Genomic DNA, 19,193 nt, shown 5'->3' with positions numbered 1-19,193 from the left:
GGGAATCAGGGGCGGGGCGTCAGGGTGAGCAGCACGGCCTCGGGCTTGCACGCGATCCGGACCGGGGCGAAGCGCGAGGTGCCGATTCCGCCGGAGACGTTCACCGGCGTCGAGCGTCCCTTGTATTCCCAGTCGTTGAGGCCCTTGGCCCGCCAGGTGGGGAGATCGCAATTGGCCACGAGGGCGCCGTAGCCCGGAAGGCAGATCTGGCCGCCGTGGGTGTGCCCTGCGAGCAAGAGGTCGGCGGCGTCCGCGGTGAAGTGGTCCAGCACACGCTGGTAGGGGGCGTGGGCGACGGCGACCCGCAGGTGCGGTTTGGCGTCTTGGCCTTTGGTGCCGCGCGGCCAGCCGGCGTAGCGCTCCCGGCCCAGGTGCGGATCGTCGACGCCGGAGAAGTCGAAGCGCAGCCCGTTGAGCACGATTGACTGGCAGCGGTTGGTGAGATCCACCCAGCCGCCCATGCCAAAGCCTGCCCGTAGCCGCTCCCAGTCCAGCCTGATGGGATCCTTCGGCTTCGCGGACGGGCCCAGCAAATACGAGGCCGGATTCTTGAGCCGCGGGGCAAAGTAATCGTTGGACCCGGGGACAAACACGCCCGGGAATTCCATCAGCGGGCGCAGCGCTGCGAGCACGGGATCCACGGCGCCGGCGTGGCTGAGGTTGTCGCCGGTGTTCACCACCAGGTCCGGCTTCAGCTCCGCGAGGGACGCGAGCCATCCGGCTTTCTTGGTTTGGTTGGGGACGAAGTGGATGTCGGAAAGGTGCAGTACGCGGATCGGGCCGAAGCCCGCGGGCAGGATCGGCAGGGTCTCCTCGCGCAGGACGAACTGGTTCTTCTCCCACAGGCCATACCCTGTGGCAGCGGCACCCGCTGCGGCACCCACCGCTGCGCTCACGGCGAGGCCGCGCCCGATGCTGCGGGCGCGGCTCGCCAGGTCATTCCCCGGGGCCATCGGTTACGGTGCCGGGGGAGCAGTGGCCGGCGACGACGGCGGTGTACTGGGTGCCGGGGCCGGGGCCGGGTTCGCCGGCGCACTGGGCGCCGGGGCCGGGTTCGGGTTCGGGTTCGCCGGGATGGTCGCCCGGGGCACCGGTACCGGTGCCGGTGCCGGTCCCGTGACCATGTTCGACGGCGGGGCAGGGAACGGGTTGGTGCCGTACGCCGGGGCAACCTGGGCCATGAAGTTCGAGAACTGCGGGCCTGCGATCATGTAACCGTCCACGGCCTTGTAGAACTTGCCGTTGATGGTCAGATTGCGGCCGAACCGGTCCTGAGCACCGAGGGCGTCGCCGAACCAGGACGCCGTCGCGAGGCCGCTGGTGAAGCCGACAACCCAGGTGGAGTTGTTGGGGTCGTTGGTGCCGGTCTTGGCCGCGATGGGGAAGCTGGTCCGGGTGGAGATCCGCGGCTGGATCAGCGCGCCGGAGCCGCGGTTGAGGACTTCCTGCAGTGCGTAGGTGACGCCGCGGGAAACTTCAGGCTTGATCGCGTCGCGGCAGCTGGTGGCCTGGGCGGGCAGCTGGGCGCCGGTCTGGTCTGTGACGGACTCGATGGCGATCGGTTCGCAGTACTTGCCGTCGTTCGCGAAGGTGGCGAAGGCGCTGGCCATGGTCAGCGGCGAGGTCTGGGTGGCGCCGATCAGGTTTGAGAGCCGCGTCATGGGGACGGGCTCGTTGGTCTGGCCCGCGTGGATCCCCACGGCGTCGACGATCTTCTGGATGCCGCACAGGTCCACCTGCGCGGCGGTGGCGAACGTGAGGGTGTTGATGGAGTTGTAGAGGCCCTCGAGGACGGGCATGTTCCTGTAGTGGTCCTCGTCGGCGTTCTGCAGGTCATCGGCCGCGCCCAGTGCCTTCTCCGCGGTGTTGTACGCGCCGTCCACCGGGGTGGGGCAGGTGTTCTTCCACTTGAAGTTCAGCGGGTACTTCCGCACGGCGCCGTTGAGGATGGTGTTCATGGACCTGCCCTCGTTGAGCCACTCGGCGAAGGTGAAGGGCTTCATGGTGGAACCGGGCTGGAACCCGCCGAGCCCGCCGAGGTCGTTGCCTTTGGGATCCTTCATGTCAACGTTGAAGTTGATGACGTTGTTGAACTTCCCCTCGGCCTCCAGGAACTGCGTGTTCTGGGCCATGGAGATGATCTTGCCGGAGCCTGGCTGCACGGAAACCAGCGAGGCGCCCCATTTGTCCGGGTTCGCCCCGGTAGTACCGTCCACTTGCGCCTGGGCCACGGCCTGGGCATTCGGGTCCAGCGTTGTCTTGATGGTCAGGCCGCCGCGGAAGATCTTCCGCAACCGGGCGTCGGCGTCCGCGCCGTAGGCCGGGTTGTTCAGCAGCAGGTGCAGGACGTAGTCGCAGAAGTACGGCGCTGTACTCGAGTAGGCGCAGCCCTGGCGGGGCTGGGTGACCTTGGTTTCCACCGGCGCCGCGACGGCGGCGTCGTAATCGGCCTGCTTGATTTTTGACTGGCTCAACATGGCCTTGAGGACCAGGTCCCTGCGGACCTTGGCGTTCTCCGGGTTGGTGATCGGGTCATAGAAGGACGGGCTGTTGACGACGCCTGCCAGCAGTGCGGCCTGCGGCAGCGTCAGGTCCTTGGCGGTGGTGCTGAAGAAGAATTTGGAGGCGGCTTCGATGCCGTAGGCGTCCCGGTTGAAGAACACGATGTTGAGGTAGCCCTCAAGGATCTGCTCCTTGCTGAACTTCTTCTCCAGCGCGATGGCGAGCTTCATCTCGCGGAGCTTGTCGCCGACACCCTTGTTAACACCGTTCAACAGGACCTGGTCGCCCTTGCCCTCGGATTCGAGGGAGGAGTTGATGACGTTGTTGACGTACTGCTGGGTGATGGTCGACGCGCCCTGCTTGTTGCCGCGGGCGGTGCTGACCAGTGCGCGCAGGATGCCGGTGGTGTCCACGCCGCCGTGCTCGTAGAACCGGCTGTCCTCAATGGCGATCACCGCGTCCTTGATGTACGGCGACATCTGCTCCAGTGACACGCGGGTGCGGTTCTCGGCGTACAGGTTGGCGACTACGCTGCCGTCCGAGGCCAGGATGGTGGTCGACTGGCTCGGCGGATCCACTTGCAGCTCGGCCGGGAGTGTCTCGAAGAACTGGATTGATCCGCTCGCCGTGTTGCCCGAAACCGCCGCTGCTGGGACCAGCAGCCCCGCCACCAGGACGCCACAAATGGCGCTCACGCCCAGGAAAAGAAGGAGCTTTCCGAGGGTGGTGGCCGTGTCAAATAAAGGGTTCTTGCCTGTCGCCATGTTTTCCACTTTACCGGCAACGACTAGGCTTTAGATCATGACCAAATGGGAGTACGCCACGATTCCGCTCATTATCCATGCCACAAAGCAGATTCTGGACCAGTGGGGCGACGACGGCTGGGAGCTTGTCCAGGTTGTCGCGGGCCCCGATGGAAACGGCCTGGTTGCCTACCTGAAGCGGGAGAAGCAGTAGTCATGAGCCCTTCAGCATCTGCCGTTCCGGGAGCCCCTGCGGGCACCGGAACGGCCACCGACAGTGCAGCAGCCGCGGGCGCGTCGTCCGCCGTCGAACAGCGCCTCGCCGAGCTCGGACTGGCCCTGCCGGAGGTGGCCGCCCCGGTGGCGGCGTACGTGCCCGCCGTGATTTCCGGCAACCATGTCTACACGTCCGGCCAGTTGCCGTTCGTCAACGGCACACTGGCTGCCACCGGCAAGGTCTCCGCCGGCACGGAAGGCGCCTCGGATGAGGCCACGGTGTCCCCGGAAGAAGCCAAGCAATACGCGGCCCAGTGCGCCGTCAACGCCCTGGCCGCGGTGAAGAGCGTCATCGGCGACCTCGACCGCATCACCCGGATCGTCAAAGTGGTCGGCTTCGTCTCCTCGGATCCGTCGTTCACCGGCCAGCCCGGTGTAATCAACGGCGCGTCCGAGCTGCTGGGCAAGGTGCTCGGCGACGCCGGGCAGCACGCCCGGTCCGCCGTCGGCGTTGCCGTCCTTCCTCTCGACTCCCCGGTTGAAGTCGAACTGATCGCCGAATTCGCCTAGAGGGCCGGTCACTTCCCTTGCCTCAGTTAGCCCGACGCCTGTTCGTCCTTCCCCCGGACCTTGAGGGGGCCGCCCGCAGTTGGCTCGACCATGGCGAACGGACGCCCCGCGCAGCCCGGTTCGCCTCCTCTGTTGTCCTTCTGCGGGATTCCCCCACGGGTCTGGAGACCTGGCTCGGCTACCGGCCCGGGTCTTCACCGCTGGGCGTTCTCGCCTTTCCGGGCGGATCGCTTGACGCGTCCGACGACGACGCTGTCGGCTGGCTGGGCCCGTCGCCGCAGCACTGGGCCGAGCAGATGGGGACGGCCGACGTCGGGCTGGCGCGCCGGTATGTGGTGGGCGCCATCCGTGAACTGTTCGAGGAGACCGGCATCCTGCTGGCCGGCCCGGATCTGTCCAATACCGTGGAGGCGACCTCCACGGCCGAGTGGATGCGCGCCCGGGAAGCCGTGGCGGACCAGGAGAAGACGTTCACCGATGTGCTCGCCAAGCGCGGGCTTTCGGTGCGGACGGACCTGCTCAAGCCGCTGGTCAACTGGCTGAGCCCGGACTTCGCACACCGGCGCTTCAACACCCGCTACTTTGCGGCCACCGTGCCGGTGAACCAGCAGCCTTCCCTCCTGCGCAGCAAGGGCGTGTGGGGCCGCTGGGTCTGCGCCCGGAAGCTGATCGACGAGCGGCAGACCACGGCGATCGGCGACGAGGTGGGCCAGGAGAACACGATCGGCCGGCCCCTCGATGAGCTCCTGGTCCCCGGCTCGGAGATCATGCTGGAGAAGATGGCCGCGGCCAACGGCTGCATCGCCTACCTCAGCTACAAGCGCAAGGCCCACGTCTACCAGCCCAGACTCGTAGAGGAAAACGGCCAGCTGATGCTCGAAGTCGAGGCTGCCACGACCGTAGCGGGGGAACCCCAGCGCGAACGCTGACGCCGGGGTGGAGCCGCGCGGCCCCCGCTGGACATGCCCTCCGTTGCGCCTGGCCGGCGGACATATGGGCACTGTGTCCACTCGCTGCCGCGGGGAATGTGCATGTCCCGCGGGCTCCCTGACTAGCGGCAGGTTCCCCCAGTGTCGAGTCATCGCGTTAGCCGGACAGGTTGTATGTGGATGTATGTATGCTGTGCGCATGACAGCCCTGCAGATCTATGTCAGTTTCCCGGGCACGGCGCGTGAAGCGCTGGGCTTCTACGCCGACGTTTTCGGGGGCGAGCTTGCCTTGTTCACGTACGAGGAGTTCAACCGCAGCGACGGCCCGCCGGCTGCCATTGCCCACGGACAGCTGAACGGCGCAGTGGCTTTGGCGGGGTCTGATGCGGCTGCGGGAAAGAAAAGCGTCCGGTTCGAAGGCCTCATGCTCTCGCTGCTGGGGACCGCCGAACCGGCAGTTCTCCACCAGTGGTTCGACAAACTCGCCGTTGGCGGCCGGGTGGTCGACCCCCTGGCCCCGAAGCCTTGGGGCGCTTCGGACGGCCAGGTCATCGACCGGCACGGACTTCACTGGCTCATCGGCTACGAATCCGAGTCCTGAGCGACGGACATCCTGGCTTAAGCACCGAAGGCCGGCTCCGTGGATTCACGGGCCGGCCTTCGGTGTGCTTCAGGTGTCGCCGATCAGGATTAGCGGGAGCGCTGGCGCAGGCGCTGCATGTCGAGGATGACGACGGCGCGTGCTTCCAGGCGCAGCCAGCCACGCTGGACGAACTCGGCGAGGGCCTTGTTGACGGTTTCGCGGGAGGCGCCAACCAACTGGGCCAGCTCTTCCTGGGTGAGCTCGTGGGCAACCAGGACGCCGTCCGTCGCGGGGCGGCCGAAGCGGTCCGCCAGGTCAAGCAGCGCCTTGGCGACGCGGCCGGGAACGTCGGAGAAGACAAGGTCGGAGAGGGAATCGTTGGTGCGGCGCAGGCGGCGGGCCAGGGCCTGCAGCAGCTGGGCCGAAACCTCCGGGCGGGTTCGCAGCAGGGCGTTGAGGCTTTCATTCTTCAGCCCGGCCAGTCGGGTTTCCGAGACGGCGGTGGCCGTCGCGGTGCGGGGGCTCGGATCGAACAGCGCCATTTCGCCGAACAGCTCGCCCGGGCCGAGGATGGCCAGCAGCGATTCGCGGCCGTCCGGGGACGTGCGGCCGAGCTTGACCTTGCCGGAGACGATGAAGTACAGCTGGTCACCCTGGTCGCCTTCCCGGAATACCGAGGCTCCGCGTGAGAGGTCCACCTCGGTGAGCTCGTCCGTCAACAAACGGAAGGCCTCGTCGTCGAGCGTGGCGAAAAGGGGTGCGCGGCGCAATACCTCGATGTCCATAAATTCTCCTGACTAACTGTGTCGGCTGGGGCGCTTCAGTCATTGTTTCAGAATTTTGGCGTCTCTGTGACGTACTTGGCACTGAACCGCGCGAAATGGAGCCGCCGTGACCCGCGGGGCGGTGCCCGGGCGTCCGGAGCCGGCGGGCAAACTGTCAGCCTGCGCCGGTAGAATTGGGGTTTACCTGCTTGTAAGGAGCGCCGGTGTACGGCTTGACCATCTTGGACCTCGTGTTGATTCTGATGCTGCTGTCCTACCTGTTCCATGGCCTGCGCAACGGCTTCCTCGTGACAGTGGGCGGCATCGCGGGGTTCGCCGCGGGGGCCGTGGCCGCCTTCGTGTCCGTCCCGATCGTCAGCGGCCTGGTTGAGGACAGCGGCTGGCGGCTCACGGCGATCATCGCCGCCGCCGTGCTGCTGATCGTTCTAGGCCACGGGCTGGGTACCGCGATCGGACGCAGGATCCGCAGCGTCGTCAAGATCAGCCCGCTCCGGACGGTGGACAGGGTGGCCGGCGGCGGCGTGAACATTGTGGTGTCCGCCCTGGTGATGTCCATGCTGGCGTTCAGCATCGGCGCGCTCGGGGTCCCCCTCGTCTCCCAGCAGCTCGCGGAGTCCAGGGTGATCCGGTTCATCGACGGCATGACGCCCACGCCGGTCAAGACCTCGATGGCCCAGTTGCGGTCCGCCGTGATCGGCGAGGGCATCCCGACGCTGTTTGAGGGCATCGGCCAGGGACAGCCGGTGGCCGTTCCGGACGCCAGCACCGACACCCCCGCCCTGAACAAGGCAGCGGCGTCCGTGCTGAAGATCGCCGGAACGGCTTACCAGTGCGGACAGAACCAGACCGGCACCGGCTTCGTCGTCTCGCCCGGCCGCGTCGTGACCAACGCCCACGTGGTTGCCGGCGTGCCGGAACCCGTGGTCGAGATCCCCGGCGGGGGCGCGCTTCCCGGCCGGATCGTGTACTTCGACAGCCAGCATGACCTCGCCGTGCTGGCCGTGGACGGGCTGCGTTCGGCCCCGCTGCCGCTCAGTCCAGATCTGCCCGCCGGCAGCCCGGCCGCGTTTGCGGGGTACCCGCACGGAGGCCCGTTCCAGTCCAAACCGGCCACGGTGCGGGACATCGCCACCGTGCTTGTCCCGGACATTTACGGCAACAACCCTGCCCCGGAGGACGTCTACCGCCTGGCTGGCGACGTCCAGCCCGGCAATTCCGGAGGTCCCTTACTGACCGCGGACGGCCAGGTGGCCGGCGTCGTCTTCGCCAAGGCAACGAGCGAGTCCTCGGTCGGGTTCGCCATCACAATGACCGATCTTGGCCCAGTCGCCGCCCGGGCTCCCGGACTGGGCAACCCCGTCTCGCCGGGGGAGTGCATCAAGAACTAGCCCGCATCAGGACGCGGCGGCCTGAAGCCACTCCAGGCTCTGGCCGTGCGGGCCGGCGATGGCCACGGGCCGCCCGTCCTCCAGCAGCAGGAACCGGCCTTGCAGCCTGGAGTCCTCCATCTGGGGCGCGACGCTGGAGCCGTCGGCCTGGACGATCACCGTGTGGCCCTCGTTGGAGAGCCAGTGGCAACCCCGGGCCGCGGCGAGCCCCCCGACAGCACTGCGGAACCGTTCCCGGCCCGCGGCATCGAGATAGGCCATGACCGCGCTGTGGAACACCACCAGCGTGGCGTCCGACGGCGCCCGCGCCGCGAGGCTGAGGAGCTGATCGTTGAGGTCCCCGGCCACGAGGAGGGGCGGATCCGCCCGGGCGATCGCGATCGCCTGCCGCAACCGTTCACGGCGGAAGTCCTGCTCCGGCCAGACCAGCGCCTCCAGCCAGGCGACGTCGTCGGAATCGCGCACGTCGAGGGGGTTAAGATCGATCCCCGCACGCCACACCACCCGCGGGAGCTCCGCCGGCAGCGGGACGGGGCTGGTGACGGCGCACCGGAGCACGGGATAACTGCCCGGGGCGGCACCGGCCGGGGCCAGCCGCGTGACCTGCGCGCTGCCGCCGTCGTTGCCGGCCGGATTGCCGGCTACGGCCGTGAACTCATACCCATAGCGGTCCGGGAACAGGGCGAGCCCGGCCGAGGCGCCGACCTCGAGGAGTGCCAGCGGCCGGCCCTCGGCGGCCGCAATCCGGGCGAGGGACGGCAGCAGGGTGGCGCAGCGTCCAGCCTCGTTCGTCTGGGTGGCCCGGGTGAGTACTGTCCGCGAGATCGCATCCCAGTGCGAATCCAGGAAGGTCCGGAACTCCCGGTAGGGGCTGATCTGTGCGCCGAGGAACCTGGCCGCCGCGAGCAGCAGCAGCGGCTGGCGCTTGTTGTGCGGCCATTCATCGATGCGGCGGATCAACTCCGGGTCCTCCGCGATGGCAGTGGACCACTCGGCGTAGCACTCGGAGTTGCCGGGCGCGTCGACCGTGCCGAAGCGCCGGTACCAGGACGCCGTCGCCGGCTCCGCCGTGCCGGACTGCCCGGCGGCGGGGTCCACGGAGGACATGCTCAGTCCCGGCCCGTGCGCAGCCCGGCGAGGTACTCGACGGCGAACCGGTAGCCCAGGATCCCGGCGCCGGCAATCACTGCGTTGCTGATGCCCGAGAGGTACGAGTGCTGCCGGAACTCCTCGCGGGCGTGGACATTCGTGATGTGCACTTCGACGGCGGGCAGTTGCACCGCGGAGATGGCGTCCCGGATCGCCACAGACGTGTGCGTGTAGGCGCCCGCGTTGATGACGATGCCCACGGCCTTGCCCCGGGCCGCCTGGATCGCATCAACCAGGGCTCCTTCGTGGTTGGACTGGAAGCACTCGACGTCCAGGCCGTGCGCTGCACCGGCAGCTTTGGCGAGCTGTTCGACGTCGGCCAGGGTCGCTGTCCCGTATTTTTCGGGTTCGCGGGTGCCGAGCAGGTTCAGGTTGGGTCCGTTGAGGACCAGGATGGTGCCGCGGCCGGCACCGGCGGGGGTGGCTTCGCTCATGCCTGCCAATGTATCGCGTCGCGCCCGGTGGCGGGGCCTTCCCGCCGCCGCCCCGTCCATTCTGCGGACCGCACGTCCGCGGGCCGTGATCCCCTACCGTGCGGCGAGCCGCTCGATCCGGCGCAGCGCCACGGCGCAGACCGGCAGGTAGGCCGGCGCCCACCAGGGGACGGTGAAGGTCACGAGGCAGCCGCCTTCCTGCGGAATGACCCGGTGGCCCGTGGCGGGGATGCCGGCAACGGACCACGACCAGTACCGTCCGGCCTCGAACGCTGTCACGGTGTACGGCAGCGTGGCACCCAGAATGGTGCGTACCGTGCCCCGGCTGCCGCTTTCGAGTCCGCAGGCTGCGGGTCCAATGGCTGCGGGTCCGCCGCGGGGGCCTGCCGGGGCGGGCCGGACGCCGGTGATCGACGGCCCCCAGTTGGGCCACTGCTCGACATCTGTGAGAAGCGACCAAACATCTTCGGCCGGCGCGGCGACCCGGCGCGAAACAGAGAAAACCATCCGGTCAGCCGAGAATCGCCTGCGCGGCACGGTGGCCGCTGACAAGGGCGCCTTCAATGGAGGCCGTGGCACGGTGGTCGCCGCAAACGATGAGCCCGGACGGGCTTACCATCGGTTGCTGCCGCAGCGGGGGGAGTTGCGCCGGCAGCGCGTGCGGGACCTCCTGCCGCGCCACGAGTTCCCAGCCACTGGTGGGGGCGCCGAAGATCTCGCCCGCGTGGCGGCGGACCTCGTCGTCTGTTGGAACCGGCCGGCCCGCGCCGAACAGCGCGGATGTCTGGATGAGGTGCTGTCCGGCAGGGGCGTAGCTCGGCGCCGCATTCGAGATGACGGCAGCGTTGACCAGCGGCCCGCCCGGGCGGGCACGGCCGTCAACGCAGATCATGTTGGCCTCGCTGGGGGCTGTGCCGGCCGCAAACCAGTGTGTGAGCACCCCCTTCATGGCCGGCACGGCGCTGCCGGTCAGCCCGCCGGCGGTGACCGGATCGGTGGCCACGACGACCTCTCGGGCCCGGACCACTGTGTCTGCGGCGGTGACCACCAGCGCGGTCCCGTCAGGCTTGATCGACTCCACCCTGGTCGAGGTGCGGACCGGCGAGGACAACGCGGCTGCCAGCTGCCGGGGAAGCGCCTGCATGCCCTCGTGCGGCAGTCCCGGCACGCCGCTGGCGAACACCCGGGCAAGCTGGAGGGCGAAGTCGTTAGAGGTGCTGCCGCGGTCCTCCAGCAGCACGCCGGCGAGAAACTGGTCCACAACCCGGCGGAGTTCGCCGGAGCAGCCGGCCCCGTCCAGGGCCTCCCGCAACGGAGAATCCGTGCCGCGGTGACTCCGGCGCCGGCCATAGGCGGGCGCGGCCCACCGCAGCAGACCCGCGACGTCGTGCGGCTTGAGGATGCCGCTGCGCAGGGTCTTCAGGACCAGGCGGGGCTCCCGCAGGGGATGGGCGAGAACTGCCAGGGAGTCCTCCCGGCGGACCCGTACGCCTGCGCCGAAGGGCTGCAGCGCCAGGGCTTCGACGTCCACCCACCGGCGCACGGCGGGGTAGGCGGGATTCAGCACCTGAAAGCCGCGGTCCACCAGGAAACCGTCGATCCGGTCCGTCCGGATTCTGCCTCCGACGTCGTCGGACGCTTCCCACACCAGCACCCCGCGGCCGGCGGCCTCCAGCTCCCGGGCACACTGCAACCCCGCAAGTCCGGCACCAACCACCAGCACGTCACAGATCTCGGTCATGGTTCATCCTTTCACGGCCGGGCACGCGGGGACCGGATGACGGCGGCCTCTGGCAGGGCACAGCCGCCCTGCCTAAACTGGAGGGAAGATCGTGCGGGGCTCCCGTACAGGCCGGCTCGCACGGAAAGCCCGATCCGGGAGCACACCATGCACAACATCCACGCACGAACAGCAAAAGCCCTCCGCCGGGCCGCCGTGGGAGTTCTCGCCCTCGCGGCCCTTCTCGTCCCGGCCCCGATGGCGGCAGCAGCACGGTCCGGAGGCGACGGCCGGCCCTCCGTCATCGAACTCCCGGGGGCCACCGGGGCCGAGGGGATCGCGGCGGGGGACGGCGATACCTTCTTCGCAGGGGACCTGGGAAACGGCAACATCTTCCGCGGCGACATCAGCGAAGGGAAGGCCGGACTGTTTATCACCGCCCCGGCAGGCCGGCTGGCCGTCGGCATGAAGGTCGACAGGCGCAACGATTTGCTCTTCGTCGCGGGCGGCCCCACCGGCCAGGCCTACGTCTACGATCTGGAATCCAGGAAGACCGCGGCGGTCTACCAGCTGGCAGCAGCGAATGGGAGCTTCATCAATGACGTCACCCTGACCCGGGAGGGTGCCTGGTTTACGAATTCGAGGGCGGGCGAACTTTACTTTGTTCCGGTCAGCCGCGACGGGGATCTGGGTGACGCCCGGACGCTGGAGCTGGCGCCACCCGCAGGAACCGTGGACCCAGGGTTTAATCTCAACGGCATCGCTGCGAAGGGAGGCCATACCCTGATCGTCGCCCACACGGGCCGCGGGGCCCTGTATGCCGTGGATCCGGACAACGGGTCAAATAAGCGGATCGACGTGACCGACTCGTCCGGCGCCCCGGTGACCCTGACGAACATCGACGGGATCGTGGTCCGGGGCGACACCCTCTGGGCCGTGCAGAACCTGCGCAACCAGGTCAGCCGGATCAAGCTGAACCCGTCGCTGGACGGGGGCGTGGTGCAGGAGGTCATCACGAGCAAGGACTTCGACGTCCCCACCACGGCGGCCCTGTTCGGAAACACCCTGGCCCTGGTCAACGCGAAATTCACCACCCCGGCCGCCACAAGTTTCGAAGCGGTGTTGGTCGATGCCCGCTCCCGCTCCGGCGACGACTGACACGTCCGTGAGCCGCGCCAACGGCAGCAGAGGACGGCGGCACCACCCGGCACCGTGGGCAGCGCCGCCGTCGAACCGGCTTCGGCCGGTTACTTCCTCAGCGACTGGGCGATCTGGGCCATGACGGTGTTGTCGGCCAGGGTGGTGGCGTCCCCCACCTCACGGCCTTCGGCAACGTCCTTGAGCAGGCGGCGCATGATCTTGCCCGATCGGGTCTTGGGCAGCTCCGGGACCACCAGGATGGTCTTGGGTTTGGCGATCGGCCCGATCTCCTTGCTCACGTGGTTGCGCAGTTCCTGCACGATCACGTCCCCGGTATCCACGGCGTCCGCGCGCAGGATCACGAAGGCGACGACCGCCTGGCCGGTGGTCTCGTCCGCGGCACCCACCACGGCGGCCTCGGCGACGGCGGGGTGGGAAACGAGGGCGGATTCGATCTCGGCAGTGGAGAGCCGGTGGCCGGAAATGTTCATCACGTCATCGACGCGTCCAAGGAGCCAGATGTCGCCGTCGTCGTCTTTCTTGGCGCCGTCCCCGGCGAAGTACATGGTCTCGAAACGGGACCAGTAGGTTTCCTTGTACCGCTCAGGGTCGCCCCAGATGCCGCGCAGCATGGCCGGCCAGGGTTCGCGGATCACGAGGTAGCCGCCGGAGCCGTTCGGCACCGACTCGCCGAGTTCGTCCACGACGTCGACGGCGATGCCGGGCAGCGGGACCTGGGCGGAGCCGGGCTTCGTGGCGGTCACACCGGGCAGCGGGGCGATCATCTGGGCGCCCGTTTCGGTCTGCCACCAGGTGTCCACGATCGGTGCCGGGTGTTCCTTCCGTTCGCCGTTCTTGCCGGCGTTGCCGCCGATGACCTCGCGGTACCACATCCACGCTTCGGGGTTGATGGGCTCGCCCACCGAGCCCAGGACCCGGATCGAGGAGAGGTCGGACTTCGCCGGGATCTCCTTGCCCCACTTCATGAACGTCCGGATGGCGGTGGGGGCGGTGTAGAGGATGGAGACCTTGTACTTCTCCACGATCTCCCACCAGCGGCCCTGGTGCGGGGAATCCGGGGTGCCTTCGTAGATTACCTGGGTGGCGCCGTTGATGAGCGGGGCGTAGGCGACGTAGGAGTGACCGGTGATCCAGCCGACGTCGGCCGTGCACCAGTACACGTCGGTTTCGGGCTTGAGGTCGAAGACGGCCTTGTGCGTGTAGGCGCCCTGGGTGAGGTAGCCGCCGGTGGTGTGCAGGATGCCTTTGGGCTTGCCGGTGGTGCCGGAGGTGTAGAGGATGAACAGCGGGTGCTCGGAGTCGTGCCCGACGGCGGTGTGCTCGGCGGAGGCGGTGCCGACGGTGTCGGCCCACCAGTGGTCCCGGCCCTCGTGCCAGTCCACGTCCTGGCCGTTGCGCTTGACCACCACGACGTTCTGCACGGTGTGGCCGTCAGCATTTCCTTCGTGGGACAACGCCTCGTCGACGGCGGGCTTGAGGGCGCTGGGCTTGCCGCGGCGGTAGGTGCCGTCGGCGGTGACGACGAGCTTGGCCTTGGCGTCGTCGATCCGGGACCGGAGCGCCTCGGCGGAGAAGCCGCCGAAGACGACGGAGTGGATGGCGCCGATCCTGGCGCAGGCCAGCAACGTGATGACGGCCTCGGGAATCATCGGCAGGTACACCGCGACGCGGTCACCTTTGGCCACGCCGAGGGATTCGAAGGCGTTGGCTGCCTTTTTGACCTCTTCGGTGAGCTGGGCGTACGTGTACGTGCGGGTGTCGCCGGGTTCGCCCTCGAAGAAGATGGCGACCCGGTCCCCGTGCCCGTTCTCCACATGCCGGTCCAGGGCGTTGTAGGCGGCGTTGACCTCGCCTCCGACGAACCACTTGGCGAACGGCGGGTTGGTCCAGTCGAGGGCCTGGGTGAAGTCCTTGCTCCAGCTCAGCAGCTCCCGGGCCTGCTTGGCCCAGAAGGCGGGGCGGTCGGCGGCGGCCTCCGCATAGTCGGCGGCCGTGACCACCGCGTCTGCCGCGAATTCGGCGGACGGGGCGAACTTCCGGTTCTCCTGGGAGAGATTTTCGAAGGCATCGCCGTTGGCGCGTGCGCCGGGAGCCTGGGTGGCCGTGGAGCCGGGGGTGTGCTGGGACATGCTGAACCTCATCATTCATCGATCCGTGCTGCGCTCTACCTCCGATCCGCCGCGCGGCCCCTGCCGCGTGCGCGGCGACGGGCATCGGCTGGTCACGGACGTACCGCAAAGAGCTGTTCCGAAATACACACTAACGCTTGGGCCGGTCCGGACGTGTGCCGCGTCACACAGTGAACCGTGAACGGTGTTTGTTAAGCGCCGAATGGTGGTGGCCGGCTATCTGCGGCCCATCATGCGGCGCACATGATGCTGGACCAACAAGGCCCATCCGGTGAGCAGCAGGGTGATGATGATCAGGACGATCGCGACGGCGGACGCCCCCGGAAGGAGGATCCCGCCAGTACGGCGGCCACGGCGAAGAAGCAGACACTGCGCCAGAGGAAGACCGGGGTCCCGTTTAGTAGTTCCATGCGCACACCCTACTCCCGCCGCGGCTTCGGCTTATCCGCATACCTCTGCCGGTACCCGTAACGATCCGGTGAGCCGCAGCAAGGCGCTGGGGACTCCCGCGGACCGCCAAAGCTAGCGCGACGTGCCCTGCCCGCCCCGTGGATCCGCGCCGCCGGCCACGGCTTGTCAGCTAGTGATCAGCCATGCACTTGGCTAGGCTGAGATGAAGTTGTGACATCCAATGGAGGCGGCAGGACCGCGCGCGGTCCTGCATTTGCCCGCCGTTAGGCGGCACCGTCCAGGGTGTCGCCATGCTAAGGAGAACAGAATGAACGAGCAAGCTAACGGGCAGCTCCATGCGCCTTCCCCCGGCCATGACACGAGCCAGGACACGGGTCAGGAGGCGGGTCGAGTCGCCGACGGCCCGGCGAAGCCGGCCGGTTTCGGGGAGCCGCCGCGTTTCACCGTGGACAAGGCCAAAGCCAAGACGCCCGGCAAAGAGAACGAGGCCGTCCTCGGGCCCTTCACTATCCGGGATCTCACCGTTTTCGGCTCGGCGCTGATCCTCTTCATCGCCTCGCTGATCCCGATGTTTGCCGTTCGCTACAACCTGTGGAATTTGGGCAGCCTCTTCTTCCTGGGTCTCGGCGTCGTACTCCCGCTGATCGTCACCTCCCTTTTCGTCGCACGGCGCGTCAGCCCCGCAACGAGGGTCCGCATCGGCTCGCTCTCGGTGGACCAGTTCGCCTCCGTGGTGGCGTCCTTCGCGGTGGCGTTCTTCTTCCTGGCCATCGCCGGCGCGTTCGTGCCCGTCATGCTGCTGGCACTGGTCGGCGCACTGGGACTGTTTACAGCCACCGTGCTGGCCCGCCTGGTCCCTTTCTTCGCTGGCGATTTCCTGGACCGCGAGGAGACTCCGGCCCATGTTGTGGCCCGGGAGTCCGCGGTGCCCGTCCGCAAGCCCCGCGCACCCAAGCCTCCGAAAGCTGCCAAGGAACCGAAAGCCGCGAAGGAGGCCGGAACCAACCCGGTCGCCGGGTGGGCAAAGCGCATGACCCCCGGCGGCCCGTCAGCAGGGCCGGACGCGGCCCCGCGCGGGTACGAGTCCTACGGCGCCGCACCGGATGCGGCTGCCCCTGGGGCCACTGCGCCCGGCACCGCCGCTTCGGGTGCCGCCGTGTCTTCGGACTCACGCCCCATGTCTTCCCCCGCCCCCGTCTTCAGCTCCCCGGAGACCCAGATCACGGGGGTCGTGCCCGCTGCGTCCGCACCGTCGGCACCGTCCGCACCGGAAGAGGCCGGCGCCGGCCCCTCCAGGCCGGGGGCCGCAGCGGTCCACGGCTCACCGGAAGCCCGGGCCGTCCAGCCGGCACCCGAATCACAGCAGCAGCGGGCAGCCGCGGCGGCGGAGGAAACCCGCGCCGCCGGGGTTCCTGCCGCAGCCGCCAGCGCACCCACCACGGTGAACCCCCAGGTGCGCTCGCAGGAGCCGATCGGCGCCACCGTTGATCCGGCGAGCCGTCCCGAGGAGCACCAGGCCCGGCCCGCGCACGAAGCCTTCTGGTTCGCCGTCGCCCAGCCCCGCACCGCCGTCGACGAGGTCACGGGCGCACCGGCGTTTGTAGTCCAGCCCGGCGGCTGGGTCCTCGCCCTCGAGGACCGGGGCCAGGAATTCCTGGTCCAGCACACGGACGGCCGCGTGGGGGTATTGCGCGATCTCAGCAACATCGAACGCGGATAGCCTGGCGCCGGTGGTCACCGATTGCGGCAGCACGGCGCCCGGCAGCACGGCGCCCGGCAGCGCCTCGCCCGGCCCGAAAAGCGCCGGCCCGAAAAGCGCCGGCCCGAAAAGCGCCGGCCCGAAAAGCGCCGGCCCGAAAAGCGCCGGCCCGCGGGCGTCGGGGGAGTCGCTGCTGGGGCTCAAACGCCGTGCCCGCAGGATCAACCGGGCACTCGCGGAGCAGTATCCCTACGCACACGCGGAGCTGGACTTCCGCAGCCCGTTCGAGCTGGTGGTCGCCACGGTGCTCTCCGCCCAGACCACCGACGTGCTGGTCAACCAGATCACGCCGCTGCTGTTCGCCCGGTACCCGGACGCGCGCAGCATGGCCGAAGCCGAACCGGCGGAGCTGGAAGCGATCATCAGACCTACCGGGTTCTTCCGCGCGAAGGCCAGGAACCTGATGGCCCTGGGCCACCGCCTCGTGGATGAGTACGACGGCGACGTGCCGGGACGGCTGGAGGATCTGGTGACGCTTCCCGGCGTCGGGCGCAAGACGGCGAACGTCGTGCTGGGGAACGCCTTCGGCATCCCCGGCATCACGGTGGACACCCACTTCGGCCGGCTGGCGCGGCGCTTCGGCTGGACGGAGTCCGATGACCCGGTGAAGATCGAGTCGGACGTCGCCGGGCTGTTCGAGCCCAGGGACTGGACCATGCTCTCGCACCGGGTGGTCTTCCATGGCCGGCGGGTCTGCCATTCCCGCAAGCCGGCGTGCGGTGCCTGCGCTGTGGCGAACTGGTGCCCCAGCTACGGGATGGGCGAGACCGACCCGGAAAAGTCGAAGAAGCTGCTGAAGTACGAGCTGGCCCCGGGGCAGGAGGAGCTGCTCGCCGAGCTGCTTGCCGAGACGCACCGGGCCGCCGAAATCCGGATGGAATCCCAGAGGAAACCCCGGTGACTGCACGCCAGGAGCTCGTTGACCTCGTGGCCGCGGTGGAGGCGGGCACAGCACCGGCGCCCGATCCGCGCTGGCGCGAACTGGTCGTCGAACCCGGCGAACGGGTGCGCCGGGCCGCCGTCTTGATGCTCTTCGGTGCGCTCGACCACGTCCCGGCGTCGTCCCTGAAGCTGCTGGCCCCAGCCGACCTGGATGTCCTGCTCCTCCAGCGTGCCCAGACCCTGGATGACCATCCCGGGCAGGTCGCCTTCCCGGGCGGCGGCATTGACCCGGGCGAATCCGTGATCGACGCGGCCCTGCGCGAGGCGGAAGAGGAAACCGGGTTGTACCCCGGCGGCGTCGACGTGCTCGGCGTCATGCCCGAATTGGCCCTGCCGCGGGGGAACTTCCTCGTGACGCCGGTCCTGGGCTGGTGGGCCTCGCCGTCGCCCGTCCGAGTGGTGGACTTCGGCGAATCCTCCCAGGTCTTCCGGGTTCCGGTCCGGGACCTGCTGGATCCGGATAACCGGGTCATGGCGACCGTCAGCCGGGCCGGGCAGACCTTCGAAAGCCCCGCGTTTACGGTGAACCAGGTGGTGGTGTGGGGTTTCACCGGGATGATCCTGAATCAGCTGTTCGAACAGCTGGGGTGGGCCGTGCCCTGGGACCGTACCCGGTTGCTCAGCGTCGATACCTGGAGCAGGCTCGACGGCTGAGCTGAAGCTGCCGGCGGTGCGTCAGATTGCTGAAACGCGCGTGCTTGGCTGCTGGCGTGCGGGCCGGCCCGGGTGGTTGCCTGACCCCGGCCGTCTCGTGGAACGGGACTTGTCCACGATCAGGCCGGTCGCGGCGTTCTCGCGCACGGCGGTGATGCCCGCTGCCGCTCCTTGGATGCTGTTGAACAGCGGCGAAACGGCGACAACCGTTCCATCCGGTGCCGTCAGCTTGAAGAAGTATGCTTTCTCCCCAGCTTCGGCGATCTCAAAAATGCCAGCCAATCTGCTGCCTCCCCAAATCCTTGCGTCGTTGCAATGGCCGGCGGAACTCTCGGATTAGTTACCGGCCTTTCGAGGGTATCCGGCGTCATGGACAGTGCACAACGCTACCGACGGGTACGTTACGGCGGCAGCCCCGGATGCCTATTTGGCGTTGTCGTAGGAGTCCACGACGGCCACACTGACGGGGAATTCCACCGGGATCCGGCCGAACAGCAGCTCCTTCGCGGCAGCCGCGGCCTCCTCGATGGCCCGGATGCAGTCCCCGACAGCCGCTTCGGGGCAATGCACCATGACCTCGTCGTGCAGGAAGAAGACCAGTTCCCCGGCGGGCGTGCCCGCGGACCGCATGGCCCGCAGCCGCCGTCGTAGTTCCGCCAGCCAGCAGGCCGCCCAGTCCGCTGCGGAGCCCTGCACCACGAAGTTGCGGGTGAACCTGCCGCGCGAACGGGCCATCGAGTCGGCCCGGCGCTGTTCCTCGGCCGTGGCGGAGTGCTGGCTCTGCAGCCAGCGTTCCGACGGCGGCGGGCTGCTGCGCCCCAGCCGCGACGTGACGGTCCTGCCGGCCTCGCCCTCGCGGGCCGCCTGCTCCACGAACCCGACAGCGCGCGGATAGGTGCGCGTCAGCTGGGGCATCAGGCGGCCGGACTCGCCGGTCGTGGCGCCGTAGATCGCGCCGAGCAAGGCCACTTTCGCTTTGGCCCGGTCGCCGCCGAAGCCCTGCGCGGCGATGCCGGCGTAAAGGTCCTTGTCCCGGGCAGCCTCGGCCATCTTGGAGTCCTGTGCGAGCGCCACCAGTACCCTCGGCTCCAGCTGGGAGGCGTCGGCGACGATGAGCT

At 68.6% G+C, this 19,193-nt stretch carries 19 protein-coding genes; 9 read left to right on the top strand and 10 right to left on the bottom strand.

Going from position 1 to position 19,193, the window contains the following annotated elements:
- Positions 1–5 precede the first annotated feature (5 nt).
- Positions 6–953 (bottom strand): metallophosphoesterase, encoded by a 948-nt coding sequence (locus tag BJG92_RS10910; protein WP_232084030.1) that lies wholly within the window; start codon positions 951–953, stop codon positions 6–8.
- Positions 954–956: 3 nt separating this feature from the next.
- A complete protein-coding gene (locus BJG92_RS10905) occupies positions 957–3,266 on the bottom strand; it encodes a transglycosylase domain-containing protein (protein ID WP_232084029.1) in 2,310 nt (769 codons plus the stop codon).
- Positions 3,267–3,303: 37 nt separating this feature from the next.
- On the opposite strand from BJG92_RS10905, the gene BJG92_RS10900 reads away from it, so the two are divergent.
- From BJG92_RS10900 to BJG92_RS10885, 4 genes are all read left to right on the top strand, one after another.
- Complete coding sequence (locus BJG92_RS10900; RefSeq protein WP_125616218.1) at positions 3,304–3,459, top strand: DUF4177 domain-containing protein; 156 nt, start codon at positions 3,304–3,306, stop codon at positions 3,457–3,459.
- Positions 3,460–3,461: 2 nt separating this feature from the next.
- Entirely contained in the window at positions 3,462–4,031 is a 570-nt protein-coding gene (locus BJG92_RS10895) for a RidA family protein (RefSeq protein WP_232084028.1), read from the top strand.
- Between the two features lie 17 nt (positions 4,032–4,048).
- The gene (locus tag BJG92_RS10890; RefSeq protein WP_232084027.1) at positions 4,049–4,960 is read left to right on the top strand and encodes an NUDIX hydrolase; all 912 of its coding nucleotides are present in this window, start codon (positions 4,049–4,051) and stop codon (positions 4,958–4,960) included.
- A gap of 199 nt (positions 4,961–5,159) precedes the next feature.
- Entirely contained in the window at positions 5,160–5,561 is a 402-nt protein-coding gene (locus BJG92_RS10885; RefSeq protein ID WP_232084026.1) for a VOC family protein, read from the top strand.
- An 89-nt stretch (positions 5,562–5,650) separates the two neighbouring features.
- Here the strand turns inward: BJG92_RS10885 and BJG92_RS10880 are convergent, their stop codons facing one another.
- Positions 5,651–6,328, bottom strand: a complete 678-nt coding sequence (locus BJG92_RS10880) for a Crp/Fnr family transcriptional regulator (protein ID WP_011693220.1) — start codon at positions 6,326–6,328, stop codon at positions 5,651–5,653.
- A gap of 203 nt (positions 6,329–6,531) precedes the next feature.
- Between BJG92_RS10880 and BJG92_RS10875 the strand changes: the two genes are divergently transcribed.
- Complete coding sequence (locus tag BJG92_RS10875; RefSeq protein ID WP_232084025.1) at positions 6,532–7,716, top strand: MarP family serine protease; 1,185 nt, start codon at positions 6,532–6,534, stop codon at positions 7,714–7,716.
- Positions 7,717–7,722: 6 nt separating this feature from the next.
- On the opposite strand, the gene BJG92_RS10870 is transcribed toward BJG92_RS10875, so the two are convergent.
- From BJG92_RS10870 to BJG92_RS10855, 4 genes are all read right to left on the bottom strand, one after another.
- Complete coding sequence (locus BJG92_RS10870) at positions 7,723–8,823, bottom strand: DUF2332 domain-containing protein (protein WP_232084024.1); 1,101 nt, start codon at positions 8,821–8,823, stop codon at positions 7,723–7,725.
- A 2-nt stretch (positions 8,824–8,825) separates the two neighbouring features.
- On the bottom strand, positions 8,826–9,299 hold the full coding sequence (gene aroQ, locus BJG92_RS10865) for a type II 3-dehydroquinate dehydratase (protein ID WP_232084023.1): 474 nt from the start codon (positions 9,297–9,299) through the stop codon (positions 8,826–8,828).
- A 93-nt stretch (positions 9,300–9,392) separates the two neighbouring features.
- Positions 9,393–9,806 carry an SRPBCC family protein gene (locus BJG92_RS10860; protein WP_232084022.1) on the bottom strand — a complete coding sequence of 138 codons (414 nt, stop codon included), beginning with the start codon at positions 9,804–9,806 and terminating at the stop codon, positions 9,393–9,395.
- A gap of 4 nt (positions 9,807–9,810) precedes the next feature.
- Positions 9,811–11,040 (bottom strand): FAD-dependent oxidoreductase, encoded by a 1,230-nt coding sequence (locus BJG92_RS10855; protein WP_232084021.1) that lies wholly within the window; start codon positions 11,038–11,040, stop codon positions 9,811–9,813.
- A 147-nt stretch (positions 11,041–11,187) separates the two neighbouring features.
- Between BJG92_RS10855 and BJG92_RS10850 the strand changes: the two genes are divergently transcribed.
- On the top strand, positions 11,188–12,177 hold the full coding sequence (locus BJG92_RS10850; protein ID WP_232084020.1) for an SMP-30/gluconolactonase/LRE family protein: 990 nt from the start codon (positions 11,188–11,190) through the stop codon (positions 12,175–12,177).
- A gap of 89 nt (positions 12,178–12,266) precedes the next feature.
- On the opposite strand, the gene acs is transcribed toward BJG92_RS10850, so the two are convergent.
- A complete protein-coding gene (gene acs / locus BJG92_RS10845; protein WP_232084019.1) occupies positions 12,267–14,309 on the bottom strand; it encodes an acetate--CoA ligase in 2,043 nt (680 codons plus the stop codon).
- A 718-nt stretch (positions 14,310–15,027) separates the two neighbouring features.
- On the opposite strand from acs, the gene BJG92_RS10840 reads away from it, so the two are divergent.
- The 3 genes from BJG92_RS10840 to BJG92_RS10830 all read left to right on the top strand — a co-directional run bounded on the left by BJG92_RS10840 (position 15,028) and on the right by BJG92_RS10830 (position 18,075).
- The gene (locus BJG92_RS10840) at positions 15,028–16,440 is read left to right on the top strand and encodes a hypothetical protein (RefSeq protein ID WP_232084018.1); all 1,413 of its coding nucleotides are present in this window, start codon (positions 15,028–15,030) and stop codon (positions 16,438–16,440) included.
- A gap of 169 nt (positions 16,441–16,609) precedes the next feature.
- Positions 16,610–17,380 carry an endonuclease III gene (nth, locus tag BJG92_RS10835; protein ID WP_232084033.1) on the top strand — a complete coding sequence of 257 codons (771 nt, stop codon included), beginning with the start codon at positions 16,610–16,612 and terminating at the stop codon, positions 17,378–17,380.
- Complete coding sequence (locus BJG92_RS10830; RefSeq protein ID WP_232084017.1) at positions 17,377–18,075, top strand: CoA pyrophosphatase; 699 nt, start codon at positions 17,377–17,379, stop codon at positions 18,073–18,075. The genes nth and BJG92_RS10830 overlap by 4 nt, the downstream gene beginning before the upstream one ends.
- Positions 18,076–18,096: 21 nt before the next feature.
- Here BJG92_RS10830 and BJG92_RS10825 read toward each other — a convergent pair whose 3' ends face one another.
- Together BJG92_RS10825 and BJG92_RS10820 are read right to left on the bottom strand one after the other, a co-directional pair.
- Positions 18,097–18,357, bottom strand: coding sequence for a YegP family protein (locus BJG92_RS10825; RefSeq protein ID WP_232084016.1), 261 nt, complete (start codon positions 18,355–18,357; stop codon positions 18,097–18,099).
- A gap of 141 nt (positions 18,358–18,498) precedes the next feature.
- A partial coding sequence (locus tag BJG92_RS10820; RefSeq protein WP_232084015.1) for a DNA polymerase occupies positions 18,499–19,193 on the bottom strand: 695 nt, incomplete at its 5' end.

Source organism: Arthrobacter sp. SO5 (assembly GCF_020532805.1).
Taxonomy (GTDB): Bacteria; Actinomycetota; Actinomycetes; order Actinomycetales; family Micrococcaceae; genus Arthrobacter.
Note: the sequence above shows the minus strand (reverse complement) of the source record. Positions and strands in the feature narration are given on the sequence as shown.